Below are 21,670 nucleotides of genomic sequence, written 5' to 3'. Positions count from 1 at the left end.
ATGGCTAATCAGTCACTTTCTTCTAATTCGCTAAACCTAATTCCTGTTTTAATTGATCTGGAATATTAATTGCTGTTTTCAGTCCCCGCAAGCCTTCCCATTGTGTTCTTTCATCCCAGCATATATCTCCCCATATTTCATCGTTGAGGATTGTGCGATTGAGGATTGCACCATTGAGGTTAGCACCCCTGAGGTTTGCGCCACTCAGATTTGTGCGATTGAGGATTGCACCATTGAGATTAGCACCACTGAGATTTGTACCCTTGAGGTTGGCATCACTCAAATTTGTGCCACTCAGGTTAGCACGACTGAGATTTACACAACTGAGATTTGTGCCACTCAGGTTAGCACGACTGAGATTAGCACCACTCAGACATGCTTCTATGAGTTCTACATCTACAAGGTTAACGCGACTGAAATTAGCACGACTGAGATTAGCACCACTCAGGTTTGTACAATCGAGATTGGCACGACTGAGATTAGCACCACTCAGGTTTGTGCAACCGAGATTAGCGCCCTTGAGATTAGCACCACTCAGGTTGGCACCCTTGAGTTCTGCCCCTCTCAAGTCTGTGTCCTTGAGGTCTGTGTCCTTAAGTCCTGCATCACTGAGATTGACACAACTGAGGTCTGCCCCTATAAGGTTAGCGTGCTTGAAGTTAGCGCGCTTGAGGTTAGCACCACTGAGGTTGACACCACTAAGGTTGGCAGCACTAAGGTTGACACCTGCAAGAAAGGTACCAACTATATTGAGAAAACCTAATACGCCAACACAGGAACTATAACCAATGATTCTTAAAAGTTTAGTACTATCCTCTAATTTCCCGTCATTATTGAGTTGTCCGCAAGGATAAAACTTGATTTTATCTCTTAGTTCCGCTTTGTCTTGTCCATAACGGTGCAGCTCTAGGAGCAAGATCGTTACATTTAATCCTGTATAAACATCAATCTGCCGTAATCCTAAAGCTAGTTGACTATCTGCCATTCTCTCTTGCAGAGCCAGCATTTTTTTCAGGGGATAGTTTTTATTGGGAGGAGCATCAATATAGTCCCCTGCACACCAGGAATAATAAACTTCCTGCAACCGTTGAAACAACGCCAAATAATCAAATGTCTCAATTTCCATCAATAATCTCAGCACATACTCTACAATTTTTGGCGTTAATCTTCCTACACCAAAGAGATCGTAGACTTGCCCTGCTACATCCTCATTACTGAGCTGATATTCTCCCTGCTTCTGTTGTTGTTTTAATTCCGTCCAATTCTGTATACTTGCTACTATTCGTTTCGGATCATAATCTTCAATGCTGACAAGATTATCTTCATTTTTTTTATCGACCATTTCTTCCCAGTTTTCCAATCTCTTGTATTGACTACTGTCCCTAACTAAAAAAATATCTCCATCATGGTTAAATGCAATGATAGTTTTCATGTCTAAAGAGTAGATGGTCATATCTAATCCCATACCTTCTTCAGGTAGAATCTCCTCTTTTATAAATCCAGTAACTTCATTTCGACTAGCTTTAAATAATTTATTTTTAAATTCGTGTACGGGATGCTCGTAAAAGACATAAAATTCATCCTGTAAATCAGACAATTTTGAACAACAGAATTCAAGACTGATTTCTGTCCATTTACAGGATAAATTATCACTTTTTAGACTTGAAGAACTCTTTATTTTTTTTAAGTTATGTACCAATCTATTTCGTTGTTTGATTTCATAACCTGGAAACATTTTTGTTTGTATTCTAGACCTTTAATTAAATTTCTCAAAAGCGATCGCTGGCAAAGTAACTATGGAAGTGCCCAATGATATAGAATTAGTTTTAGCAATTGTCGATCTATGGTATGAACATAGAAATTGGGCAATGCAATTCCTAAAAGAGAACTTAAGTTTAGATCGACCTGAAGATATACTCTCCAAGCCATACAGAGGATATCATTCCATTGCAGGGACAGAATGGTTTTATAGAACGCATGGTCTGGGGGTTGATATACATAAACCTCACAATAAGGGAGGAATTGACTTTGATTTTTTCTGCCCCGATCCAAATGATTGGCAGTTACGTGATTTTTTAGTAAAACAGTACAATGATGGACAACTAGTTAAGCGTTTTTACAGACCCTTAATCCAAGATAATGATCGTTGGGAAAATGCTGTGGCCAAAGTTGTATAGCACTTCCCCCTATATCAATCAGTAGTTGGGGTAGAGTCTAGCATGTCTCCCTCTCCCTCCGTAACTGTTGCGAGGATAGCGCGGCCGGTTTTCTCGCGCCACCAGGCTAACAGGGTACTGGCGATAAAGATACTGGAATAGGCTCCAGAAATAAAGCCAACAATCAACGCCAGAGCAAAGAATTTTAAGGTTTCGCCACCGAGGAAGAAGATGGCAACGAGGGGCAAAATGGTGGTAATGCTAGTATTGAGCGATCGCATCAACGTCTGATTCACCGCCTCATCAACCACATCATTAATATGCTTTTCGGGATAAAACTGGAGGGTCTCGCGCACCCGGTCATAAATGACCACCGTATCATTGACAGAAAATCCAATAATCGTCAGCAGCGAGACAATAAACAGGCTATCAATTTCCACTCCAGCGATCAAACCCAAGATCGAAAAGACTCCCATGGTGACGAAGACATCATGGAAGAGAGCGACAAAGGCAAAAAAGGCATAATCGAGCTGGAAACGGAAATTTAAGTAGAGGGTAATTCCCGCAAACGCTACTAAAAGTGCCAGTAAACCCGATGTAAACAACTGTCTCCCCAAGGTCGGGCCAACGGTATCAATTTGTGTTTGGGTCACATCAAATGTACCGATCGCCTCGGCTAAACTATTTTGCAGTTCTGTGCGCTCTTCCACATCCAAATCTTTGGTGCGGATACTCACTCCAGTGCCGTCTTCACCGGTAATCTGGATGTTGGGATTAGCAATACCGAGGCGATCCGTAACTTCCCGTACTTTACCAATCTCAATCGGTTGGTCACAATTTCCCACTTCCGTGCAGTCAAGATCCAGTTGAAGACGGGTTCCGCCCACAAAATCCAGACCCGGACGTAGGGGGGCCCCAATTCCTGGACTCCCCCAAGAAATTGCCATGGCCAAAAATCCCACTAGAATCACACCAGCAGAAATCGACCACCAGAGATTACGTTGTTTAATAATGCTAATCATGGATTTACCGTTTGGGGAGCGGAGCAAGATTGGGACAAAATAGGTTGGGTTTACGCAGTCCGGGAAACTGAAGCACGTATAACATCAGGGTACGACTGCATGTAACGGCGGTAAACATACTAATGACGACCCCAATACCGAGAGTCAGAGCAAACCCTCGGACTAAACCCGTGCCTAACCAGAATAGGGCAATACAGGAAATCAGGGTAGTCAGGTTACCATCGAGGATACTGGTAAATGCCCGATAAAAGCCCGATTCTACGGAACGATAGAGGGTTTTACCCCCACGCAGTTCTTCCCGGGTGCGCTCAAAGATTAACACATTAGCATCGACGGCCATGCCGATACTGAGGATAAAACCAGCAATCCCGGGTAAGGTGAGGGTGACTTGGAATAGCTTAAATGCTGCAAACGTGAGCAGAGCATAGACGAGGAGGGCAATATTAGCGATCGCCCCGGGCAGGCGATAATAGATCACCATATACACCAGCACGAGGAATAATCCACCCAACCCTGCATAGATACTGCGACGAATACTATCTTGTCCCAATGTCGCCCCAACCGTGCGGTTTTCCACAATTTCCACAGGCACGGGGAGAGCGCCCCCTCGCAGTTGGATCGACAAGTCATTAGCGGTTTCAGCCGTAAAATTCCCCGTAATTTCCGCACGACCTCCCACAATCCCGGTTTCCGCAAATTCTACGCCGACGGTTGGGGTACTGACGAGTTCATTATCCAGGAAAATACCAATAGTACGACCCGTTCCAGCTAAATTTTTCGTTAGTTCAGCAAACTTATCTCCCCCTTCACCATTAAACTCTAGTATCACAGCCCAGTTTGCTCCTCCTTGGGGAGGACGGGGTAAAGAGTCTTGCAGTTGCTCCCCAGTTAAGCCAACTTTGTCAAAGAGGGGAGCAATGTCCTCATTGAGTTTAGCGATCTGCTCCTGATTTTCGGCGAGTGCCTCTTCCGCCACTTCCGGGTCTTCCTGTCGCAGTAAAGCTTGCTCAAACTGCAATTGTCTCCAAATCTGAAATTGGGCGGCAAATTCATCCTCTGTTCCTTGCCGTTGCTGGCGAAACTCTAACTGAGCTGTGCCCCCTAATACTCGTTCCGCCTGAGCTGGATCGTTAACCCCCGGCAGTTGGATCGAGAGCTGATCCTCTCCCACCGTCTGGATCGCTGCCTCTGAGACCCCCAGACCATTGACCCGATTTTCCATCACTCGTTGCACCGCTTCCAATTTACGAGGTGTAATTTCCGGGACTTCTGGTGTGGTTTTTACTTGAATGGTCAATTGTGCCCCCCCTCGCAGGTCTAAACCTAGGCGGGTTTCGACTTTCGCCAATACCGCGATCGCGGCGATCGCCAGCACAATAATTAAAGCTAAAATTGTCCGTTGTTTCCCCATCGTTTAATCTGTGATAGTGAATGATATAGGGAGTAGGCTAGGCAATAGGGAGTAATGGGCGATCCCCGTGTCTCTCCATCCCCCCATCCCCCTATCCTTGCATCTCCTAAACCTGTAGTGCCATCATTTTTTTAACAGCTTCTACAATTTTACCCGGCTGAACAATCGTCAAGTTTTCCAGAATGCCATTATAGGGAGTCGGAATATCCTGAGAAGAAAGGCGCACCACTGGAGCATCGAGTTCATCAAACAATTGTTCAGTAATCGAAGCCGTTAATTCTGCACCAATCCCCCCGGTTTTCATACATTCTTCCACAATCACCACCCGATGGGTTTTGCGAATCGATGCGCTAATCGTGGCAAAATCCAGGGGTTTGAGGGAAATTAAATCAATAATTTCTGGATCGAATCCTTCTTGCTCCAGGGTTTTGGCCGCTTGCATGGCATGATGACGCATCCGGGAATAGGTCAAAATCGTCACATCTTTACCTCGACGGACAATTTCTGCCCGGTCTAAGGGCACTAAATATTCAGTTTCGGGTAAGTTTTCCTTTAGGTTATATAGCAAGACATGCTCGAAAAATAAGACCGGGTTGCCATCGCGAATAGCCGATTTCATCAGTCCTTTGGCATTGTAGGGGGTGGAACAGGCAACAATTTTCAGTCCCGGAACTGCTTGGAAATAGGCTTCTAGACGTTGGGAGTGTTCTGCACCCAGTTGTTTACCCACTCCGCCTGGCCCCCGGATCACCAGGGGAATCGTAAAGTTGCCCCCAGAGGTATAGCGCAGCATTCCCGCATTATTGGAGATTTGGTTAAAGGCTAAGAGCAAAAAGCCCATATTCATCCCTTCAATGATCGGTCGCAGTCCAGTCATCGCAGCACCAACCGCTAATCCGGTGAAGCTGTTTTCCGCAATGGGAGTATCGAGTACCCGCAGTTCTCCATATTTTTCATAGAGTCCTTTGGTGACTTTGTAGGAACCGCCATATTGGCCAACATCTTCGCCTAGGACGAAGACGGAGGGATCGCGGGCCATTTCTTCGTCGATCGCTTCCCGGAGGGCATTGAAGAATAGTGTTTCTGCCATTTGCTACGATAAATAGAGTGTGGGGTTAGGTCAAAGTAGCAGTTTAACAAAAAATGGGGTCTTCACAGTCATGGCGATCGAATCTGCACTCGATTGGTTGGCGGTAGCTGGGTATTTGGCATTTGCATCGTTTATTATCTGGCAGGTGCTAACTCGTTCTTAATCTCCACTGTTGAATATCCCATCTGACCTTCAAGATTTTTTCTTCTGTGTACTCTGAACTGCTCCAGTTTTCGAGTAATATTTTCATTGTTCTTCAAAATTTCTGCTCTCCGAGTTATAGAGAGGGAGGTTAATTAAGTGGCTATCCCAGTCAAGCGTATTGGTATGTGGGCCAGTCCACGCTGTCTTTCAACTGTTTTACTGCGTTCTTGGAGTAATCGTCCAGACACTTTTGTCCAAGATGAACCCCTTTATCCCCATTATCTTCTAGTTTCTGGCCGCCAAGACCCCGGAAGAGAGGCCGTCCTCAACCATTACGAAACAGATTGGGTGAAGATAGTAGAGCAATTAATTCATGGAGAAATTCCGAATTCTAAGTTAATTTATTACCAAAAGTTTATGGTGTATCGTCTCCTACCCCATATCGATATGGACTGGATTTCTGGGTTAACCAACTGCTTTCTTATTCGGGAACCGCGTCAGATGCTTTTGTCCTATCTTAAACTCTGGCCAAATCCGACCGTAGAAACGCTCGGGATCTTACGACTTCACCAATTGTTTTATACCGTCCGTGACCGTTTAGGAACGATTCCCCCCGTGATTGATGCTCACGATCTACAGAACAACCCACGCCACACTTTATCCTTGCTTTGTGAAGCTATAGGGGTTGAATTTACAGAAGAGATGTTGCACTGGCCCAAACGTAACCCAACCGATGATATTTGGTCTCAATATCAGTGGTATGACACCGTAAGAAACTCAACCGAATTTAAGCCTTATATCCCTAAGACCGATCGAATTCCAGAGCAATTTTCAGATCTGTTGGTTCAATGCAATGAAGTCTATCAAGACTTATACCAATATCGTTTGACATGAAAAGAGATTGAACATGATTGAAATTCAATTATTTCCAGAAAAAGGACGTGGAGTGGTCGCCACTCAATTGATTCCCCAAGGAACATTGATTGAAAAAGCGCCAGTGGTAGATTTTCCAGCAGAAGAACGATCTATTTTGGATAGTACCCAAGTCTTTAAATATTACTTTGTGATTCCTTCAGAATACGATCAACGTAAAGAGGTGAGGGCTTATCTCGTTTTTGGATTAGCGTCTTTCTGTAATCATTCAGAAACTCCGAATACTCATATCAATTGGGTGGAAGATGAGACGGGTTTATGGGCCCATTTAATCGCTTCTGAGGAGATTCAACCGAGAGAAGAATGTTTGCTCTTCTATACAAATATCGATCAATATTCTTTCTGATGATGTCTTGAGTTGACATCAAAAAGTTGTCAACTCAGGTATTCCTGAAGAAACCCAGTTGTCTTTCTTTTCCTGAATCAAGACAGGTTGAGGAATCTTTCTAATGCTTCTGTAATAGTTGGAGGCCAACGGCGGATATTTGTCACCCACTCGATATCTTTATAGCGACTATCTAAACCCACAGCAGCAACCCAATTACTTTCGGCTTCTCCTTGTTTTCCTTCTACCCATAAAGCAGCACTTAAGGCGGCTCGCATATCGGCAAATTGGGGATATTTGCGGTTCAGATTTCGCATCATTTTAATGGCTTTTTCAGTTTCGCCGATTTCATAGGTGGCGAGGGCTTGACTGGCTAGGGCAAAAGCAAAGTTAGGGGCAAGTTCGTTACAGGTTTGATAATCGGCGATCGCCCCTTGCCAGTCTTTTAAGCCCATTTTGGCATTGCCGCGATTGTTATACGCTTGGGCATCATCAGGGTTAATGTCCAGGATCTGATTGTAGTCTTCAATGGCTTCTGCATAGCGTCCTAACCCTTCTAAGGCGGCTCCCCGATTAAGATAGGGGTCGGTAACCAAAGGCGCAAGTTCAATCGCTTCATTATAATCGGCGATCGCCTGCTCAAATTTCCCCTGGCTCGCACGGGTAATTCCTCGATTGCTCCAACCGGCTGCACTTTCCGGATATCTCTCTAAAATTTGCGTCCAATAGGCTTCTGCTGCGGCAAAATCGCCCTGATTTGATGCCGTAAATGCCTGTTGTGCCAAGTCTTCTAAGGTGCTAGCGTCATCCACCGCACTGATTAACCGAGGGGTTGCACTGCTCCGATCCCAAATCTGATGGGGAAATTCCCGTATCGAAATCGCCTGGGCAGGTAAAATAATACTGGCTACAAGGATGGCGACGATTAACAGTCCTTTCCAAAATAGATTCATAAGTGCTCTTGCAATAAGGGATAATTGACTTCATTTTAAACTGAATGGGAGCATCTCAAAAACGTTTTTCTCAAATTTGATGACTTAAAACCGACGAGTAAACTTGACAAAACCTCGAAGTTTCACTTAAGATGAGTCAAAAATTATATTTTAGAGGGAAAATCAATAGTGAATAAAGGTTTGCTTTCTCCTTTAGAAATTAAGGCAGTACTTGAAGATTATGGAACGCCTTTATATTTGTATGATTTTAATAAAATAGAACACCAATACAGTAAACTCATATCAGGTCTGCCTGCAAACTTTACCGTTCTCTATACCCTGAAAGCCAATAGTAATTTAAGCATTTGCCACCAATTTGCCCAGTTAGGAGCAGGGGTAGATATCAGTTCGATTGGAGAGTTAAATGCAGCCCTTAAAGCCGGGTTTTCTCCAGAACAGATTACGTTTACAGGGCCAGGAAAAACGAACTCAGAACTAAGAGCGGCAGTAGAAGCGGGGATTGACACGATTGTGCTAGAGTCCGTTAACGAAGCTCGTCGATTAAATAATTTTGCAGAGGAAGAAGGAAGAAAACAAGATGTTTTGATTCGGATTAATCCCTTATATCGAACCAGTCAGAGTTGCGAAATACGTGAAAAAGGGACGAGTTGTGGGGAGAATGATAGTAAGAATTTGCCACAAAATTTGAAAATTCAAACCATCGCCACTAGCGCCAGTAAATTTGGGGTGGATGAAGCTCAAGCTCCAGAAGCAATGATGGCGATCGCGGATTATCCCCATTTGAACTTAAAAGGGATTCATATTTTTACGGAAAGTAACGTTCTCGACTATACGCAATTACTGGCTTCTTGGAAGAATACGATCGCGATCGCAAACCGCCTCAACGACCAAGGCCATGCCATTTCAGTTATTGATTTTGGTGGAGGCATTGGCATACCCTACAATTGGGTCGATCCTGAATTTGATATGCCCTCTTTTGGTCAAGAATTACAACAAATTTTTGACAATAATTCCTATCCATACCAATGTGTGGTAGAAATGGGACGTTACCTAGTCGGAGAAGCAGGGTGTTATATCACTGAAGTCGTTGATCTCAAAGAATCTCAAGGTCAAAAATTCATCATTCTCGATGGTGGAGTCCACCAACTGTTAAGACTCTCTATGAAGCCAGCAAGCAAATATATGCAAGTGGTAGGAAAGCATAACAGTAAGACTCTGAAAGCCACCTTGGGAGGGAAACTGCCGACCCCGTTAGATATTATGGTTGAGGATGTTGAGGTTCCAGAAGATATAGGAATCGGCGATCGCCTGGTCATCTATAACTGTGGAGCCTATGGCTTTAATCATAGCCTGACCAACTTTGCCCTCCACAACTATCCAGCAGAAGTCGCTTATAGTCACGGAGCAATGCACCTTATTCGCGAAAAAGGAAAAATAGAAGATTTTTTCTGCAATCAAAAATTGCCCTTATTGAACTCCAATTAACCATGAAACACGTTAAATTTACCGCGATGGAACATGGCGATGGAGAAGATTACGATTTATTATGTGAAAGTTTTGAAGAATATACCTCCAACTTACCCCAACGCATTTTAGATAGCTTAAGAGAATTGAATACTGCTTATGAAGGTTATCAAATTTCCCGGTACGAACATTCTTTGCAAACGGCGACTAGAGCCTATCGCAATAACGAAAATGAAGAAACGATAGTTGCAGCATTAATTCATGATATAGGGGGAACTTTAGCCCCTTACAACCATGCTGTACTAGCGGCTGCTATTCTTCAACCTTATGTTTCTGAAAAAACGTGTTGGATAGTAGAACATCATGATATATTTGTCAAATATTACTGGGGACATCATCGAGGTTTAGACCGTTATACTAGGGAAAAATATCGCCAACATCCCTACTATCAAGCTACGATCGATTTTTGTCATAACTACGACCAAAATAGTTTTGATCCCAATTATGATACACTCCCTTTAGAGTTCTTTGAACCCATCGTTTACAAAATTTTCGCCCAACCTCGCCATCACAGTCCTTATCTTGAAGAGTAGAAAACCGATAACAATATTATGGAACCTATTCCCATCTTAGTTATCTGTCCTAGACCCATAGATTACTTCAACTGTAAAACCATACCCGAAGCAGAAAAGTATGAATTTCATTTTCTGGATGCGCCCTTAGAATTAAGCGGTTTTAGTCAAAACTTTGATGCCATACAATACTTAGAAAAGTGCCGTCAATATATTCAACAGCACAATATTAAAGTCCTATTAGCGACTCGTGATATTCCCAGTTTATTCCAAGCACAACTGAGCCAGGAATTTGAACACTTGCGCGGCCCGAGTGTCGAATCCTCTTTTTTATGCTTGCACAAATATTACACCCATAAAACAATTAATTCCCCATCTAGTCAATATACAATTTGTTTATTAGAAAAAGAAAAAAATATCTCTGAATATATTCGAGAAATAGAACTACCATTTCCTTGGATCGTCAAACCTTGCACCGGGGCTTGCTCATCAGCAATCCTCAAAGCTTCTAATATTCAAGAAGCTAAAACTGCCATTGGATTTTACCAGGATTATGTAGTAGAAAGAATCCATGACTTACAAAAGTTTTTAGCCCTTTATTTAGATTCAGATCAATATCCACTCATTAATAGAAATCCAATCTTAGTTGAAGAATATGTTGACTATCCCTATAAATGTTGCGTCGATGGATGCGTGAGCAATGGAGAACTATTAATTTGGGGAATTTCTGACAGTCATTACTATTCAAGACAACCCGAATGTTTTGCCGATTATACCTTTTCTTCTAGTTTACCTCTGACGATTCAAGATAATCTATTTCGAGAGTATCGGAACATTGTACAACAATTAATCGAGTATGGCTTTGACAATCAATTTATTGACGTAGAATTTTTCGTCAGCGATCGAGGAACAATAAAACTCATGGAAATTAATGGACGAATGATACCGATATCTGCCGCTCTATATCGTCAGTGTTTAAATCAAGGTGATCCTTATACTGCGCTCATTTCAATTGCCATGGGTTCTAGACCCAAAACGCCGACTCTCAACGGATTAGTGGGAGGGATATTTTATATAACTACGTTTGCTAAAGGCATTGCTAAAGATATATTTGATTTTGAATTAGCCCATCAATTTTCTGACCTAGAAGTTAGGTTAAATCCCGAAGAGGAAATAACTGAAACAAGTTCTAGTGGTTTAACTATAGCAGCCCTCAATTTAGTCGGAAACAGTTATGCAGAAATACATGAACAAGCCGATCGAGTAAGACGACAACTTTTGAAACAACCCGAATTTTCCCCTTGGAATTAATCCAGATTAACCTGAGCTGAAGTGAATTTTTATGACTGCCATTCAAACCCAATCTTTTATTACCGTCAAAAATAAACGTTTTCACTATATCTGGCTGCGAGAAAATTGCCCCAGTTGTCGCTATGCTGCTCCTTATCAACAACTCTACGACCCTAATATTAGCGATCGCCCAGAAAACCCGCAACCTCTATCCGTAGATTTAAACGAGGATACCTTAATCATTGACTGGGATGAAACCCCTGCCCATCGTAGCGTATTTTCTGTAGAGTGGTTGCTCGACCATAGTTACGATCCTCAACCGGAAGTCGATTCAGATAACACCATTTTATGGGATCGAGCCAAACTAGAATTACAATCGCCGCAAACCTATGATGCGCTGAAGATCAATAATGAGAGTTGGATGGAGCCGTTATTTCGCTTAGGATTCGTCATTCTCGAAAATATTGCCCCTGACGAATTGGAATCCTTTCTATCATCTATCGGTCCCATTTACAATGCCGATTATGGCAAAATCATGCCCCTGGAAACCAGAGATAGAGCTAAAAATTCCTTACCTTTGAGCGATGGATGTGCTTTACCCCCTCATAACGATCTGAGTTACTGGGGAGGGCATCACTTGGCTCAATTTCTCTATTGTGTAGACCATCAAAATCCAGGTGGTTACTCTATATTAGTAGACGGTTTTCGGGTTGCTGAAGACTTTCGCCAAGATCATCCCCAATATTTTCAAATTTTGGTGGAAACTCCGGTACAATTTTGGTTACTAGACAAAATGCATCAATATCAGTTTTGCAATACTGCAACAATCTTGGAATGCGATAGAGAAGGAAAATTGACTACTGTACGTTTTAGCAAAAGGAACTGTAGACCTCATTTACTCTTTGAGGAATTAGAACATTTCTATCAAGCATATCATACTTTTTTTCGCTATCTGAAAAAACCGGATTATCAATATCAGTTTCAGTTGCAACCCCATAACTGTCTGCTCTTCCAAAATTTTAGAGTCCTGCATGGAAGAACTGCTTTTGATCCCGCTCTTGGAAATCGCAAGCTCAGTTCAGGTTATCTGGATTGGCACTTCTTTGTGGGCAGGAAGATGTTTCAGAATTACAAAATTTAATTATTGGAGAATAACTGATGAAAATCGCCTATATTAAACCCAGCTTTTTGAATGAGAAAAGAGTCGGTTTGTTACCACAACATCTCTATCATTGCAGTCGAGAAGATGAACGCAGATTTGAGAGAGACTACGGGAAAAGTTTAGGCATTTCTGATGAAGCTTATGGAGAAGGTGCGGGTTATTCTCGTGAAAGTCTCTTTGCTTGGGCAGATGTCATTTACTGTATTAAAGTTCCCCAACCCCAAGATTATCAATATTTTAGACAGAATCAAACTCTGGTCGGTTGGATTCATCCCTTTGGTGCATCAGGAAGACATTTTAGGGAACATTGCGCTGAACCGAAAAATATCCAACTGTTTGATGTGACAAACTGCATTTCAACTCGGGTAACTCAACGACAAATAGAAACACTAAATATTCCTAGGGATATTACTCATAAGAATAGTGTAATAGCAGGTTACGCTTCCATGATGCAAGCGACGGTGTTGCGTGGGGGGATTACTCAAAACGATCGAGTTGCTGTATTCGGTGGAGGCAATGTGGCTTATGGTGTTTTGAAATTTTTAGCCAGTCAAGGAATCGATCCTTTATTGCGTCGCCGAAGTACTATCGATCTAGTACAGCAAGAATTTCAAGATTATGATATTTTTATCAATACAGTGGAAATTAGTCAGGGAGATGCACCTATTGTCACTTTGGAGATGCTAGATTCGATGAGATCTACGGGTTGGATTATTGATGCGGCAGCCGATACAGGTAGAGCCATTCAAGGGACTCGTGCGACTAAAATTGAAGATCCAATCTATCAAGATGAGCAAGGACATACATTTTACGTTGTTGATAATTCTCCATCTCTGCTGTATCGAGAAAGTAGTGAAGCTGTTAGTGAAGGTTATGCCAAGAATTTTTGGTTTAAGCCCATGAGCTATTGGTATAGTGATTTCTGTATTGCCCCTTAAACCAATATCATATTAAAAAACAGAAAAATGTCAACTAATTTTCAAGTTCGCTTACCGGATAATATCAAAGATTTACCCATTAATGAGGAATATTTTTTTATTACAGAAAATGGTCAAGAGCGGCGCTTAAAGCTGCATGATTATGCAGAAGTTTATCGGATTCCTGGGCTTTATAACTATTTGGCGTTAGAGAAACTTGCCTATCGCTCTCCTGAAGTGATGACTACTTTATTAACGGAAAATGTACAAGAGAGCGGTGAGTCGATTCAGGAATTAAAACTATTAGAACTCGGTGCTGGTAGTGGATTATTTGGTCAAGCGGTTACTAAGCTTGGAGTGACATCTATTATTGGGATTGATATTGTGCCTGAAGCGGCTGAAGCTTGTCGAAGAGATTATCCGGGAGTCTATGAAGAGTACTTTGTGGAAGATATGACTGAATTATCGCAGTCAACTCGCAAGCTTCTAGGGGAGAAAAAGTTAAATGGTTTTGTGTGTTGTTCGGCATTAAGTGATGGCCATATTCCGGTCAAAGCTTTTATTATGGGGATGAACTTAATCAAGAATCAAGGCTGGGTATTGTTTAATGTGGCAAAATCGAGTTACGAATGCAAGGATGATTGTCCTGAGTTTGTCAAGTTTTACCGTCAGTCAGTGGAAAAAGGTTACTTAAACGTGCAGGCGACTCAAACCTATATTCATCGCTGTTTTTTTAACGGTAAATCTCTGGAATATGTGGCGATTTTAGCAAAAAAACAACAAAATTATCCCACTGAGTTAAGCTAGAAAGTTAGATGGATGCAGAGTTTTTAAAATCAATTATCGAGAACCGATTTGCTATCCCCGATCGCCATCAGGTTGCTGAACTAACCCCTAAGCTGATGGCGAATTTGGGGGAAGTAACCTGGGAATTGCGCGATCGCAGCTATATGACGTTGAGCGCCTGGATATGGGGATGGTACGATGGCACGTACTATAGTGATGCAGAGCTGCTGGAGCTTGCCGAACAAGCGAAACGTAATATTAAAATTGGTCTGGGTGAAGCCGAAAGCGATCGCGTATTTTTGCGAACTTATTCAATTTTGCTCTTAAATGACTTAACCGACTTCGATCGCCAGCATCCTTACTTAGACGAGCCAGAAATCCGCGATCGCATGGCACTCTATTTAGAGTATTTGCAACAAGAGCAAGATTTAAGAGGCTATGTTGATGCTGAAAAAGGATGGGCCCATGGAATTGCCCATGTAGCTGATTCTTTGGTCGTTCTGGGTCGAAATCCTTATCTTAACGAATCCGATCTCATCCAGCTTTTAGACAGTATAAGTAGCAAATTGCGACACCCCATGCCATCGGTTTACCTCCATTCCGAAGAAGAGAGGCTCGCTAGAGCTGCCGTCAGCATTTGCCAACGGAATCAATTGACAATAGCGCAAATTAATGATTGGCTCAGGAGATCCATTGAACCCGATCTTCGTCGTCCATCCGGTCGTTTTGTTTGGGATCACTTTGAGAGGTATCCTTGGCGAAAAATCCTCACCGATCCGATCGAAAAACTCTGTGCTTATCGAAATCTGCAAAACTTCCTTCGTGCCTTCTATTTCCAGTGGCAAAACCAAGAAATGGCGACCGAAAGACAGCAAACGGTGCAACACCAAATCGGCCGTGCTTTGGAATTTATTGATGCTGGTTTTTATGATACCACTCAAGGATTCTTTGTTAATCCCTAACTATAGTATTTTATGTCTAAAATCATTCTAATTACTGGAGTGAGTCGAGGTCTCGGTCGAGCTATGGCCGAGCAATTTATCCAGTTAGGACATACGGTTATGGGTTGCGCTCGCAATCAGAAGATCGTTGAGGAACTTAATCAGAATTTTAGCAAACCCCATAATTTTATGGCGGTGGATGTAACGGACGATCTGGGAATTAACACCTGGAGTCAAAGGATTTTATCTGAATACGAGCCACCAGATTTACTGATTAACAGTGCTGCGGTTCCCCACCCGCGCATTCCGCTCTGGGAGATTTCCACAGAAGAATTCGATCGCACGATCGATGTTAATATAAAAGGTGTTGCTAACATCATTCGCCATTTCGTCCCGGCAATGGTCGCTCAAAAACGGGGTGTAATTGTTAACTTTAGCGCTGGTTGGGGTCGCTACACGGCAGCCAATGCTGCTCCCTATTGTGCCAGTAAATGGGCGATCGAAGGATTGACTGGAGCATTAGCCCAAGAATTACCTTCAGGAATGGCAGCCGTTTCCCTGTGGCCGGGAACTATCCATACCGATACCTTAGAATATATTTATGGAGCAGAAAAAGCGGCTGGTTATATTTCTCCTCAAACATGGGCGCAGATCGCTGTACCGTTCTTGCTACAAATTGGAGCGAGTGATAATGGCAAGCCCTTATCTATTCCAACGGGATAATATAGCGCTGCGCGCTAGGGAATAGGGAATGGGGAATAGGGCATAGGTTATGGTTCCTAGGTTTCAGTATTAAACCATGTCCTAACCGACTCTTTCGTTTTACAAAAGCTGGAACTTAATCGGAAATTGTATATCGCTATTCCTCAAAAAGTGTTTTCTGATTTCTTTACTGAAGAACTACCACAGTTAATCATAGAACTCAATAACCTTAAAATCTTAACATTTAATCCTGAAAGAGAGGAGGTTGTCCAATGGATAAACTAGAATTTTATCGGGAAACCATTGAAAAAATCCTCAGAAGACATGCTGACATGCCTTACTCCTATGGAGAAATCGATGAGCATGTGATTATCGATCGAGATCGCAATCACTTTTTATTATTTGATGTCGGTTGGCAGCAAAAACGCCGCGTCCATGGTTGTATTACCCATGTTCAGATTATTGATAGTAAAATCTGGATTCAGCGCGATGGTATTGAAGATGGGGTAACGGAAGAGTTATTAGAAGCAGGTGTACCGAAATCGGATATTGTTTTAGGTTTTCAACCCCCAGAAGTTCGCCCGTATACGGGTTATGGGATATCTTGATTAAGAGTTGATGTTATATCATTAAAATAGAAATGGCAAAAGACATCTATCACGAAACGGTGAAAACTGCTTTAATCAAAGATGGCTGGAAAATTACCAACGATCCGCTCTCCTTAGCTGTCGGAGGGCGAACAGTTTATGTCGATCTGGGGGCAGAGAAGCTGTTAGCTGCCGAAAAAGATAACCAACGAATTGCTGTAGAGGTCAAAAGTTTTGTGCGTCCATCTCCTGTACAAGATTTAGAAAATGCTTTGGGTCAATATGTGCTTTACAGAGGATTAATGCAAGAATCACCTCTTCATCAAGATCGTAAGTTGTATTTAGCAGTTTCTGATTTGGTTTATTTTGATTTTTTTGATGAAAAAATAGCTCAAATTGCCATTCGTACCAATCAAGTTAAAGTGTTGAGATTTGATGAAATATCACAGGAAATAAGCCAATGGATAGAGTAAATGAATATGGTCAACTGATCCAAGAAGTTCTAGACTACTATGCCCAAATTCCCTATAGTCATGGTGACATTAAAAGCCATGTGATTGCTGATTTAATTAATCATCATTATATGCTGGTGATTATCGGTTGGGATGGAAAACATCGCGTTCATGGTATGATTACTCATGCCCAGATTATTGAGGGTAAAATATGGATTCACCGGGATGGGATTGAAGATGGAATTACGGAGAAATTGTTGGAAGCGGGTGTGCCGAAATCGGATATTGTTTTAGGTTTTCACCCGCCACACATTCGCCCCCATACTGGATTTGCGATCGCCTAATCAAACCCTAACTATGGAAAAATCTGCTCTCTTTGTAGGATTAGCAACGTTAGACTTCCTCTATCTAACGCCCCAAATTCCCCAGGTGAATGAGAAACGGGTTGCTGTGGATTATACCGTGGCAGCGGGTGGTCCAGCGACAAATGCGGCGATCGCCTTCGAGTATTTGCGGCGCTTACACAAAAATAGCGGCTCAACCCAGCTCCTCACCAGTGTGGGGAATCATCCCCTCAGTCGTCTCATTCGGACAGATTTAGAGGTTTATGGGGTTCACTGCATCGATCTTGACCCGAAACGGATCGATCCTCCACCCGTTTCTTCGATTTTAGTGACTCAACCGGGAGGCGATTGCGCCGTCATTTCGATTAATGCAACTCATGCACAAGGAGTCTGGAATCCAGAGTTTAGCGCTCTGTTAGACAATATACAGGTTCTGTTAATCGATGGTCATCAAATGGCGATCGGTCAAGAATTGGCTCAGATAGCTAAGGCTCGGAAAATTCCCATTATTATCGATGGAGGCAGTTGGAAAACTGGATTTGAAGGAGTTTTGGCGTTAGCCGATACGGTTATCACCTCAGCGAATTTCTATCCCCCTGGATGTGACACCCACGAACAAGTGATGGCTTATTTAGTCGATTTAGGCATTCCTCAAATTGCCATTACCCAGGGAGAAGGGGTGATCGCCTACTATACTCAAGGGAAACAGAGCCATATTGCGGTTCCTCAAGTTTGGGCAGTCGATACATTAGGCGCTGGTGATATTCTCCATGGTGCATTTTGTTATTATTTTCTAGAATTGGACTTTGCAGAAGCCTTGGCTCAATCGGCTCAGATTGCCTCTGCTTCAGTTCAACAGTTCGGAACACGAGCTTGGATGAAAGGTGAGGGTGGGGAGATGGGGGGATAGGGAAAAGGCTTTTAGCTTTGCTCCTTTGTAATGCTATCACTGGATATTTTGGTGATTAATAGTTGTTTGTAACCTAAGAAAAATAATGACAGAACCTCAACCCATGACCATTACCTTACCGCCCTTGCGGATTACGGTGAATAATCAACAACAGGTGAACCTAGAATGGATGCCTCAAGCTCAAGAACAGCTCCCTCCCAGTCAACCCCAAATCCCAGAGAACTGGAAACGGTGGATCGCCTTAAATAAACTGCATAATAAGGCCGAACAGTCCATGATCGAGGCGATGAAACAACAGGGAATCGATCCGGCGATCGCCCGCATTGCCATTAATCAAGTCATGGCGGAACCATCGTATCAAGTTGGGAACAATATGGCCCAACTGCTGCGAAAATTAGAGTCAACCCTCGCCATTCAACAGCAACTCGCGGCACTTTCGTCTCAGGCGAATCGGATTGAGCGGCGATCGGGCCTTTCCAGACAAGAATTTCTCGACTGCTATTATGCCACCAATACCCCAGTGATCTTAACCGATTTAATGCAAGATTGGCCGGCGATGAAAACTTGGTCACCGGAATACTTAAAAGAAAAATATGGCCAGGTTGAGGTGCAAATCCAAGCCAACCGTAACCGTAACCGTGAATATGAAATTGAATGTGAAAAACATCGCAAAACTATCTTGCTGGGAGACTATACCGATCAAGTCTTGAATGGGGGCGAAAATAATGATTATTATATGGTCGCCAATAACCAAAACTTAGAGCGCGAAGAATTAAAAGGACTGCTCGACGATATCATCTTTTTCCCCGAACTCCTTAATCCAGAAGAAACCCATAATCGCGTGTTCTTCTGGTTTGGCCCCAGTGGAACCATTACCCCCCTGCACCACGATCCCGTCAACTTAATGATGGCTCAAGTCTACGGTCGTAAACGTTGGCGCTTAATTTCTCCCCAACAAACTCCTCTAATTTACAATTATGTTGGAGTATTTAGTAAGGTGGACTGCGAGAATCCCGATTATCAGAAATATCCCCTCTTTAAGAATGTGCAAATGATTGAAGAAGTCTTACAACCGGGAGAAGTTATTTTTGTTCCTGTAGGCTGGTGGCATCAAGTGAAAGCACTCGATACCAGTATTTCCTTATCCTTCACAAATTTTGTTTTTCCCAATTGTTACACTTGGCAAGACCCCAATATCAAGGCCTGGTGAGAGGGATTTCTTCAGAATGCCATGATTTAACGGCATCTTTGTTGTCAAAACAATGTGTCATCTCTAACGTTGCCAGTCAAAACAAGGAGGCAGGACAGATGGGGTAGCCTCTCTTATGGGCCTAAAATTCACCTGAAATAACCGATGACCTGGGTAGGGTATGGCACAAATCTTAAGCTTAACGAAACTCAACCTCTATTGGGCTGATTCTGGATTACAAAGAGTGATAGACCTTTAGTTAAGATTGTCTCTATAGCATGTCACAACCAACAATTGAATCGATCCTTAAAGAAAAACGTCAATTCCACCCCTCAGCAGAATTTGCCCAAAATGCCCAGATCAAAAGTCTGGAAGAATACCAACAGCTCTACGAAAAAGCCAAAGCTGACCCCCAAGGCTTCTGGGCAGAACTGGCAGAACAGGAATTAGATTGGTTTGAAAAGTGGGATCGAGTTCTAGACTGGGAACCCCCCTTTGCCAAGTGGTTTGTGGGTGGAAAGATTAATATTTCTTATAACTGCCTCGATCGCCACTTGAAAACCTGGCGCAAAAATAAAGCTGCCCTCATCTGGGAAGGAGAACCGGGAGATTCGCGCACCCTGACCTACGCCCAACTGCATCGAGAAGTTTGCCAAATGGCTAATGTATTGAAACAGTTAGGGGTGCAAAAAGGCGATCGCGTGGGGATCTACATGCCCATGATTCCCGAAGCTGCGATCGCCCTTTTAGCCTGTGCCCGCATTGGCGCACCCCATACCGTCATCTTTGGTGGATTCAGTGCCGAAGCCCTCAAAGACCGACTTCTAGATGCTGAAGCTAAACTGGTCATTACTGCCGATGGTGGTTGGCGTAAAGATAAGATTGTTTCCTTGAAACCACAGGTCGATAAGGCGATCGCCGATAATGCCGTTCCTTCCGTCGATAACGTCCTTGTTGTCCAACGTACCAACCAACAAGTGCATATGGAACCCGGGCGCGACCACTGGTGGCACGACCTGCAAGCCGGAGTCTCCGCTAACTGTCCAGCCGAACCCATGGACAGCGAAGATATGCTTTTCATCCTCTACACCTCCGGAACCACAGGCAAACCCAAAGGTGTTGTCCATACCACGGGCGGTTATAACCTCTACACCCACATGACCCTCAAATGGGCCTTCGACCTGCAAGAAACCGATGTTTATTGGTGTACGGCTGATATTGGCTGGATTACTGGCCACAGCTATATTGTTTACGGCCCACTTTCCAATGGAGCCACGACACTCATGTATGAAGGGGCCCCCCGTGCATCTAACCCCGGTTGTTTTTGGGATGTAGTCGAAAAATATGGCGTGACCATCTTCTATACTGCTCCAACTGCCATTCGCGCCTTTATTAAACTGGGAGAACATCATCCCAACGCCCGTGACCTTTCTTCCCTACGAATTTTGGGAACGGTGGGCGAACCCATTAACCCAGAGGCTTGGATGTGGTATCACCGCATTATCGGCCATGAAAACTGTCCCATTGTCGATACCTGGTGGCAAACAGAAACGGGCGGATTTATGCTCACTCCCTTGCCCGGAGCTATTCCAACTAAACCGGGTTCGGCAGCATTCCCCTTCCCTGGCATTTTGGCCGATATCGTAGACCTAGAAGGTAATCGAGTTGAGGATGATCAGGGAGGCTACTTGGTGATTCGCCATCCCTGGCCGAGTATGATGCGAACCGTTTACGGCGATCCGGATCGCTTCCGACGCACCTATTGGGAACATATTCCTCCCAAAGATGGCCAATATCTCTATTTTGCTGGCGATGGAGCGCGTAAGGATGAGGAAGGCTATTTCTGGGTGATGGGCCGAGTTGATGATGTGGTTAATGTATCTGGACACCGTTTGGGAACCATGGAAATTGAATCGGCTCTGGTTTCCCATCCTTCGGTCGCTGAAGCGGCTGTAGTCGGGAAACCAGATGACCTTAAAGGGGAAGAGATCGTTGCTTTTATTACTCTAGAAGGTACGTATAGTGCTTCAGAAGACCTGGAGAAAGAGTTAAAGCAGCATGTAGTCGGTGAAATTGGGGCCCTGGCTCGTCCTGGAGAAATTCGCTTTACCGATGCTTTGCCGAAAACGCGATCGGGTAAAATTATGCGTCGTTTACTGCGATCGCTCGCTGGAGGCCAAGAAATTGCTGGTGATACTTCCACCCTAGAAGACCGCAGTGTACTCGATAAACTGCGCGAAGATCGCTAACAACACGGCCGGGTGGGCAGGATATTCGGGTTGAAATTGAAGCATTTGACTTGTGAGCCTGCCCACCCTAG

The 21,670-nt window shown here is 43.4% G+C and carries 22 protein-coding genes and 1 pseudogene; 18 read left to right on the top strand and 5 right to left on the bottom strand.

Annotation, left to right across the window (positions count from 1 at the left end):
* Window positions 1-22: 22 nt before the first annotated feature.
* Window positions 23-1,453 carry a pentapeptide repeat-containing protein gene (locus tag J7529_RS02045; protein ID WP_318727617.1) on the bottom strand — a complete coding sequence of 477 codons (1,431 nt, stop codon included), beginning with the start codon at window positions 1,451-1,453 and terminating at the stop codon, window positions 23-25.
* 343 nt (window positions 1,454-1,796) lie between these two features.
* Between J7529_RS02045 and J7529_RS02040 the strand changes: the two genes are divergently transcribed.
* The gene (locus J7529_RS02040; protein ID WP_318727616.1) at window positions 1,797-2,177 is read left to right on the top strand and encodes a DUF6896 domain-containing protein; all 381 of its coding nucleotides are present in this window, start codon (window positions 1,797-1,799) and stop codon (window positions 2,175-2,177) included.
* Between the two features lie 14 nt (window positions 2,178-2,191).
* Here the strand turns inward: J7529_RS02040 and secF are convergent, their stop codons facing one another.
* The 3 genes from secF to J7529_RS02025 form a co-directional block, all read right to left on the bottom strand.
* A complete protein-coding gene (gene secF / locus J7529_RS02035; RefSeq protein ID WP_318727615.1) occupies window positions 2,192-3,178 on the bottom strand; it encodes a protein translocase subunit SecF in 987 nt (328 codons plus the stop codon).
* A 4-nt stretch (window positions 3,179-3,182) separates the two neighbouring features.
* The gene (gene secD, locus J7529_RS02030) at window positions 3,183-4,589 is read right to left on the bottom strand and encodes a protein translocase subunit SecD (protein WP_318727614.1); all 1,407 of its coding nucleotides are present in this window, start codon (window positions 4,587-4,589) and stop codon (window positions 3,183-3,185) included.
* Window positions 4,590-4,695: 106 nt separating this feature from the next.
* Entirely contained in the window at window positions 4,696-5,679 is a 984-nt protein-coding gene (locus tag J7529_RS02025) for an alpha-ketoacid dehydrogenase subunit beta (RefSeq protein WP_318727613.1), read from the bottom strand.
* Window positions 5,680-5,979: 300 nt separating this feature from the next.
* Here J7529_RS02025 and J7529_RS02020 point away from each other — a divergent pair, with 300 nt between their 5' ends.
* Both J7529_RS02020 and J7529_RS02015 read left to right on the top strand, forming a co-directional pair.
* Entirely contained in the window at window positions 5,980-6,717 is a 738-nt protein-coding gene (locus J7529_RS02020; RefSeq protein WP_318727612.1) for a hypothetical protein, read from the top strand.
* Between the two features lie 13 nt (window positions 6,718-6,730).
* Window positions 6,731-7,102, top strand: coding sequence for an SET domain-containing protein-lysine N-methyltransferase (locus J7529_RS02015; RefSeq protein WP_318727611.1), 372 nt, complete (start codon window positions 6,731-6,733; stop codon window positions 7,100-7,102).
* Window positions 7,103-7,179: 77 nt separating this feature from the next.
* Here the strand turns inward: J7529_RS02015 and J7529_RS02010 are convergent, their stop codons facing one another.
* Window positions 7,180-8,034, bottom strand: coding sequence for a tetratricopeptide repeat protein (locus J7529_RS02010; RefSeq protein ID WP_318727610.1), 855 nt, complete (start codon window positions 8,032-8,034; stop codon window positions 7,180-7,182).
* A gap of 168 nt (window positions 8,035-8,202) precedes the next feature.
* On the opposite strand from J7529_RS02010, the gene J7529_RS02005 reads away from it, so the two are divergent.
* From J7529_RS02005 to acs, 15 genes and pseudogenes are all read left to right on the top strand, one after another.
* Entirely contained in the window at window positions 8,203-9,519 is a 1,317-nt protein-coding gene (locus J7529_RS02005) for a hypothetical protein (protein ID WP_318727609.1), read from the top strand.
* A gap of 2 nt (window positions 9,520-9,521) precedes the next feature.
* The gene (locus J7529_RS02000; protein ID WP_271939157.1) at window positions 9,522-10,091 is read left to right on the top strand and encodes an HD domain-containing protein; all 570 of its coding nucleotides are present in this window, start codon (window positions 9,522-9,524) and stop codon (window positions 10,089-10,091) included.
* 18 nt (window positions 10,092-10,109) lie between these two features.
* Window positions 10,110-11,381, top strand: a complete 1,272-nt coding sequence (locus tag J7529_RS01995) for an ATP-grasp domain-containing protein (RefSeq protein WP_318727608.1) — start codon at window positions 10,110-10,112, stop codon at window positions 11,379-11,381.
* A 31-nt stretch (window positions 11,382-11,412) separates the two neighbouring features.
* Window positions 11,413-12,501 (top strand): TauD/TfdA family dioxygenase, encoded by a 1,089-nt coding sequence (locus J7529_RS01990; RefSeq protein ID WP_318727607.1) that lies wholly within the window; start codon window positions 11,413-11,415, stop codon window positions 12,499-12,501.
* Between the two features lie 17 nt (window positions 12,502-12,518).
* Window positions 12,519-13,460 carry a hypothetical protein gene (locus J7529_RS01985; protein ID WP_318727606.1) on the top strand — a complete coding sequence of 314 codons (942 nt, stop codon included), beginning with the start codon at window positions 12,519-12,521 and terminating at the stop codon, window positions 13,458-13,460.
* A gap of 27 nt (window positions 13,461-13,487) precedes the next feature.
* Window positions 13,488-14,246, top strand: coding sequence for a class I SAM-dependent DNA methyltransferase (locus tag J7529_RS01980; RefSeq protein WP_318727605.1), 759 nt, complete (start codon window positions 13,488-13,490; stop codon window positions 14,244-14,246).
* 8 nt (window positions 14,247-14,254) lie between these two features.
* Window positions 14,255-15,187, top strand: a complete 933-nt coding sequence (locus tag J7529_RS01975) for a DUF2785 domain-containing protein (RefSeq protein ID WP_318727604.1) — start codon at window positions 14,255-14,257, stop codon at window positions 15,185-15,187.
* Window positions 15,188-15,199: 12 nt separating this feature from the next.
* Entirely contained in the window at window positions 15,200-15,889 is a 690-nt protein-coding gene (locus tag J7529_RS01970) for an SDR family oxidoreductase (protein WP_271939175.1), read from the top strand.
* Window positions 15,890-15,991: 102 nt separating this feature from the next.
* A pseudogene (locus J7529_RS24610) lies at window positions 15,992-16,153 on the top strand (element excision factor XisH family protein); the annotation flags it as partial.
* Window positions 16,141-16,476, top strand: coding sequence for a XisI protein (locus J7529_RS01965; protein ID WP_318727603.1), 336 nt, complete (start codon window positions 16,141-16,143; stop codon window positions 16,474-16,476). The pseudogene J7529_RS24610 and the gene J7529_RS01965, both read left to right, overlap by 13 nt.
* 32 nt (window positions 16,477-16,508) lie before the next feature.
* Window positions 16,509-16,928, top strand: a complete 420-nt coding sequence (locus tag J7529_RS01960) for an element excision factor XisH family protein (protein WP_318727602.1) — start codon at window positions 16,509-16,511, stop codon at window positions 16,926-16,928.
* A complete protein-coding gene (locus J7529_RS01955) occupies window positions 16,916-17,251 on the top strand; it encodes a XisI protein (RefSeq protein ID WP_318727601.1) in 336 nt (111 codons plus the stop codon). Before J7529_RS01960 ends, J7529_RS01955 begins: the two co-directional genes overlap by 13 nt.
* Before the next feature lie 13 nt (window positions 17,252-17,264).
* Window positions 17,265-18,161, top strand: a complete 897-nt coding sequence (locus J7529_RS01950; RefSeq protein WP_318727600.1) for a PfkB family carbohydrate kinase — start codon at window positions 17,265-17,267, stop codon at window positions 18,159-18,161.
* 85 nt (window positions 18,162-18,246) lie between these two features.
* On the top strand, window positions 18,247-19,371 hold the full coding sequence (locus J7529_RS01945; protein ID WP_318727599.1) for a cupin-like domain-containing protein: 1,125 nt from the start codon (window positions 18,247-18,249) through the stop codon (window positions 19,369-19,371).
* Between the two features lie 257 nt (window positions 19,372-19,628).
* Window positions 19,629-21,599: an acetate--CoA ligase gene (gene acs, locus J7529_RS01940; protein ID WP_318727598.1), complete on the top strand. Its 1,971-nt coding sequence runs from the start codon at window positions 19,629-19,631 to the stop codon at window positions 21,597-21,599.
* Window positions 21,600-21,670 lie beyond the last annotated feature (71 nt).

It is taken from the genome of Roseofilum sp. Guam (assembly GCF_017746735.1).
Lineage (GTDB): Bacteria > Cyanobacteriota > Cyanobacteriia > Cyanobacteriales > Desertifilaceae > Roseofilum > Roseofilum reptotaenium.
The sequence above is the reverse complement of the archived record's forward strand: the minus strand, read 5'-3'. Positions and strand labels throughout refer to the sequence as shown.

Coding starts and splice junctions, on each gene's coding strand:
- J7529_RS01960 (WP_318727602.1), top strand. CDS start 16,509: ATGGCAAAAGACATCTATCACGAAACGGTGAAAACTGCTTTAATCAAA.
- J7529_RS02010 (WP_318727610.1), bottom strand. CDS start 8,034: ATGAATCTATTTTGGAAAGGACTGTTAATCGTCGCCATCCTTGTAGCC.
- J7529_RS02025 (WP_318727613.1), bottom strand. CDS start 5,679: ATGGCAGAAACACTATTCTTCAATGCCCTCCGGGAAGCGATCGACGAA.
- acs (WP_318727598.1), top strand. CDS start 19,629: ATGTCACAACCAACAATTGAATCGATCCTTAAAGAAAAACGTCAATTC.
- J7529_RS01965 (WP_318727603.1), top strand. CDS start 16,141: ATGGATAAACTAGAATTTTATCGGGAAACCATTGAAAAAATCCTCAGA.
- secF (WP_318727615.1), bottom strand. CDS start 3,178: ATGATTAGCATTATTAAACAACGTAATCTCTGGTGGTCGATTTCTGCT.
- J7529_RS01975 (WP_318727604.1), top strand. CDS start 14,255: ATGGATGCAGAGTTTTTAAAATCAATTATCGAGAACCGATTTGCTATC.
- J7529_RS01990 (WP_318727607.1), top strand. CDS start 11,413: ATGACTGCCATTCAAACCCAATCTTTTATTACCGTCAAAAATAAACGT.
- J7529_RS02000 (WP_271939157.1), top strand. CDS start 9,522: ATGAAACACGTTAAATTTACCGCGATGGAACATGGCGATGGAGAAGAT.
- J7529_RS01980 (WP_318727605.1), top strand. CDS start 13,488: ATGTCAACTAATTTTCAAGTTCGCTTACCGGATAATATCAAAGATTTA.
- J7529_RS01985 (WP_318727606.1), top strand. CDS start 12,519: ATGAAAATCGCCTATATTAAACCCAGCTTTTTGAATGAGAAAAGAGTC.
- J7529_RS01945 (WP_318727599.1), top strand. CDS start 18,247: ATGACAGAACCTCAACCCATGACCATTACCTTACCGCCCTTGCGGATT.
- J7529_RS02040 (WP_318727616.1), top strand. CDS start 1,797: ATGGAAGTGCCCAATGATATAGAATTAGTTTTAGCAATTGTCGATCTA.
- J7529_RS02015 (WP_318727611.1), top strand. CDS start 6,731: ATGATTGAAATTCAATTATTTCCAGAAAAAGGACGTGGAGTGGTCGCC.
- J7529_RS01970 (WP_271939175.1), top strand. CDS start 15,200: ATGTCTAAAATCATTCTAATTACTGGAGTGAGTCGAGGTCTCGGTCGA.
- J7529_RS01995 (WP_318727608.1), top strand. CDS start 10,110: ATGGAACCTATTCCCATCTTAGTTATCTGTCCTAGACCCATAGATTAC.
- secD (WP_318727614.1), bottom strand. CDS start 4,589: ATGGGGAAACAACGGACAATTTTAGCTTTAATTATTGTGCTGGCGATC.
- J7529_RS01955 (WP_318727601.1), top strand. CDS start 16,916: ATGGATAGAGTAAATGAATATGGTCAACTGATCCAAGAAGTTCTAGAC.
- J7529_RS01950 (WP_318727600.1), top strand. CDS start 17,265: ATGGAAAAATCTGCTCTCTTTGTAGGATTAGCAACGTTAGACTTCCTC.
- J7529_RS02045 (WP_318727617.1), bottom strand. CDS start 1,453: ATGACCATCTACTCTTTAGACATGAAAACTATCATTGCATTTAACCAT.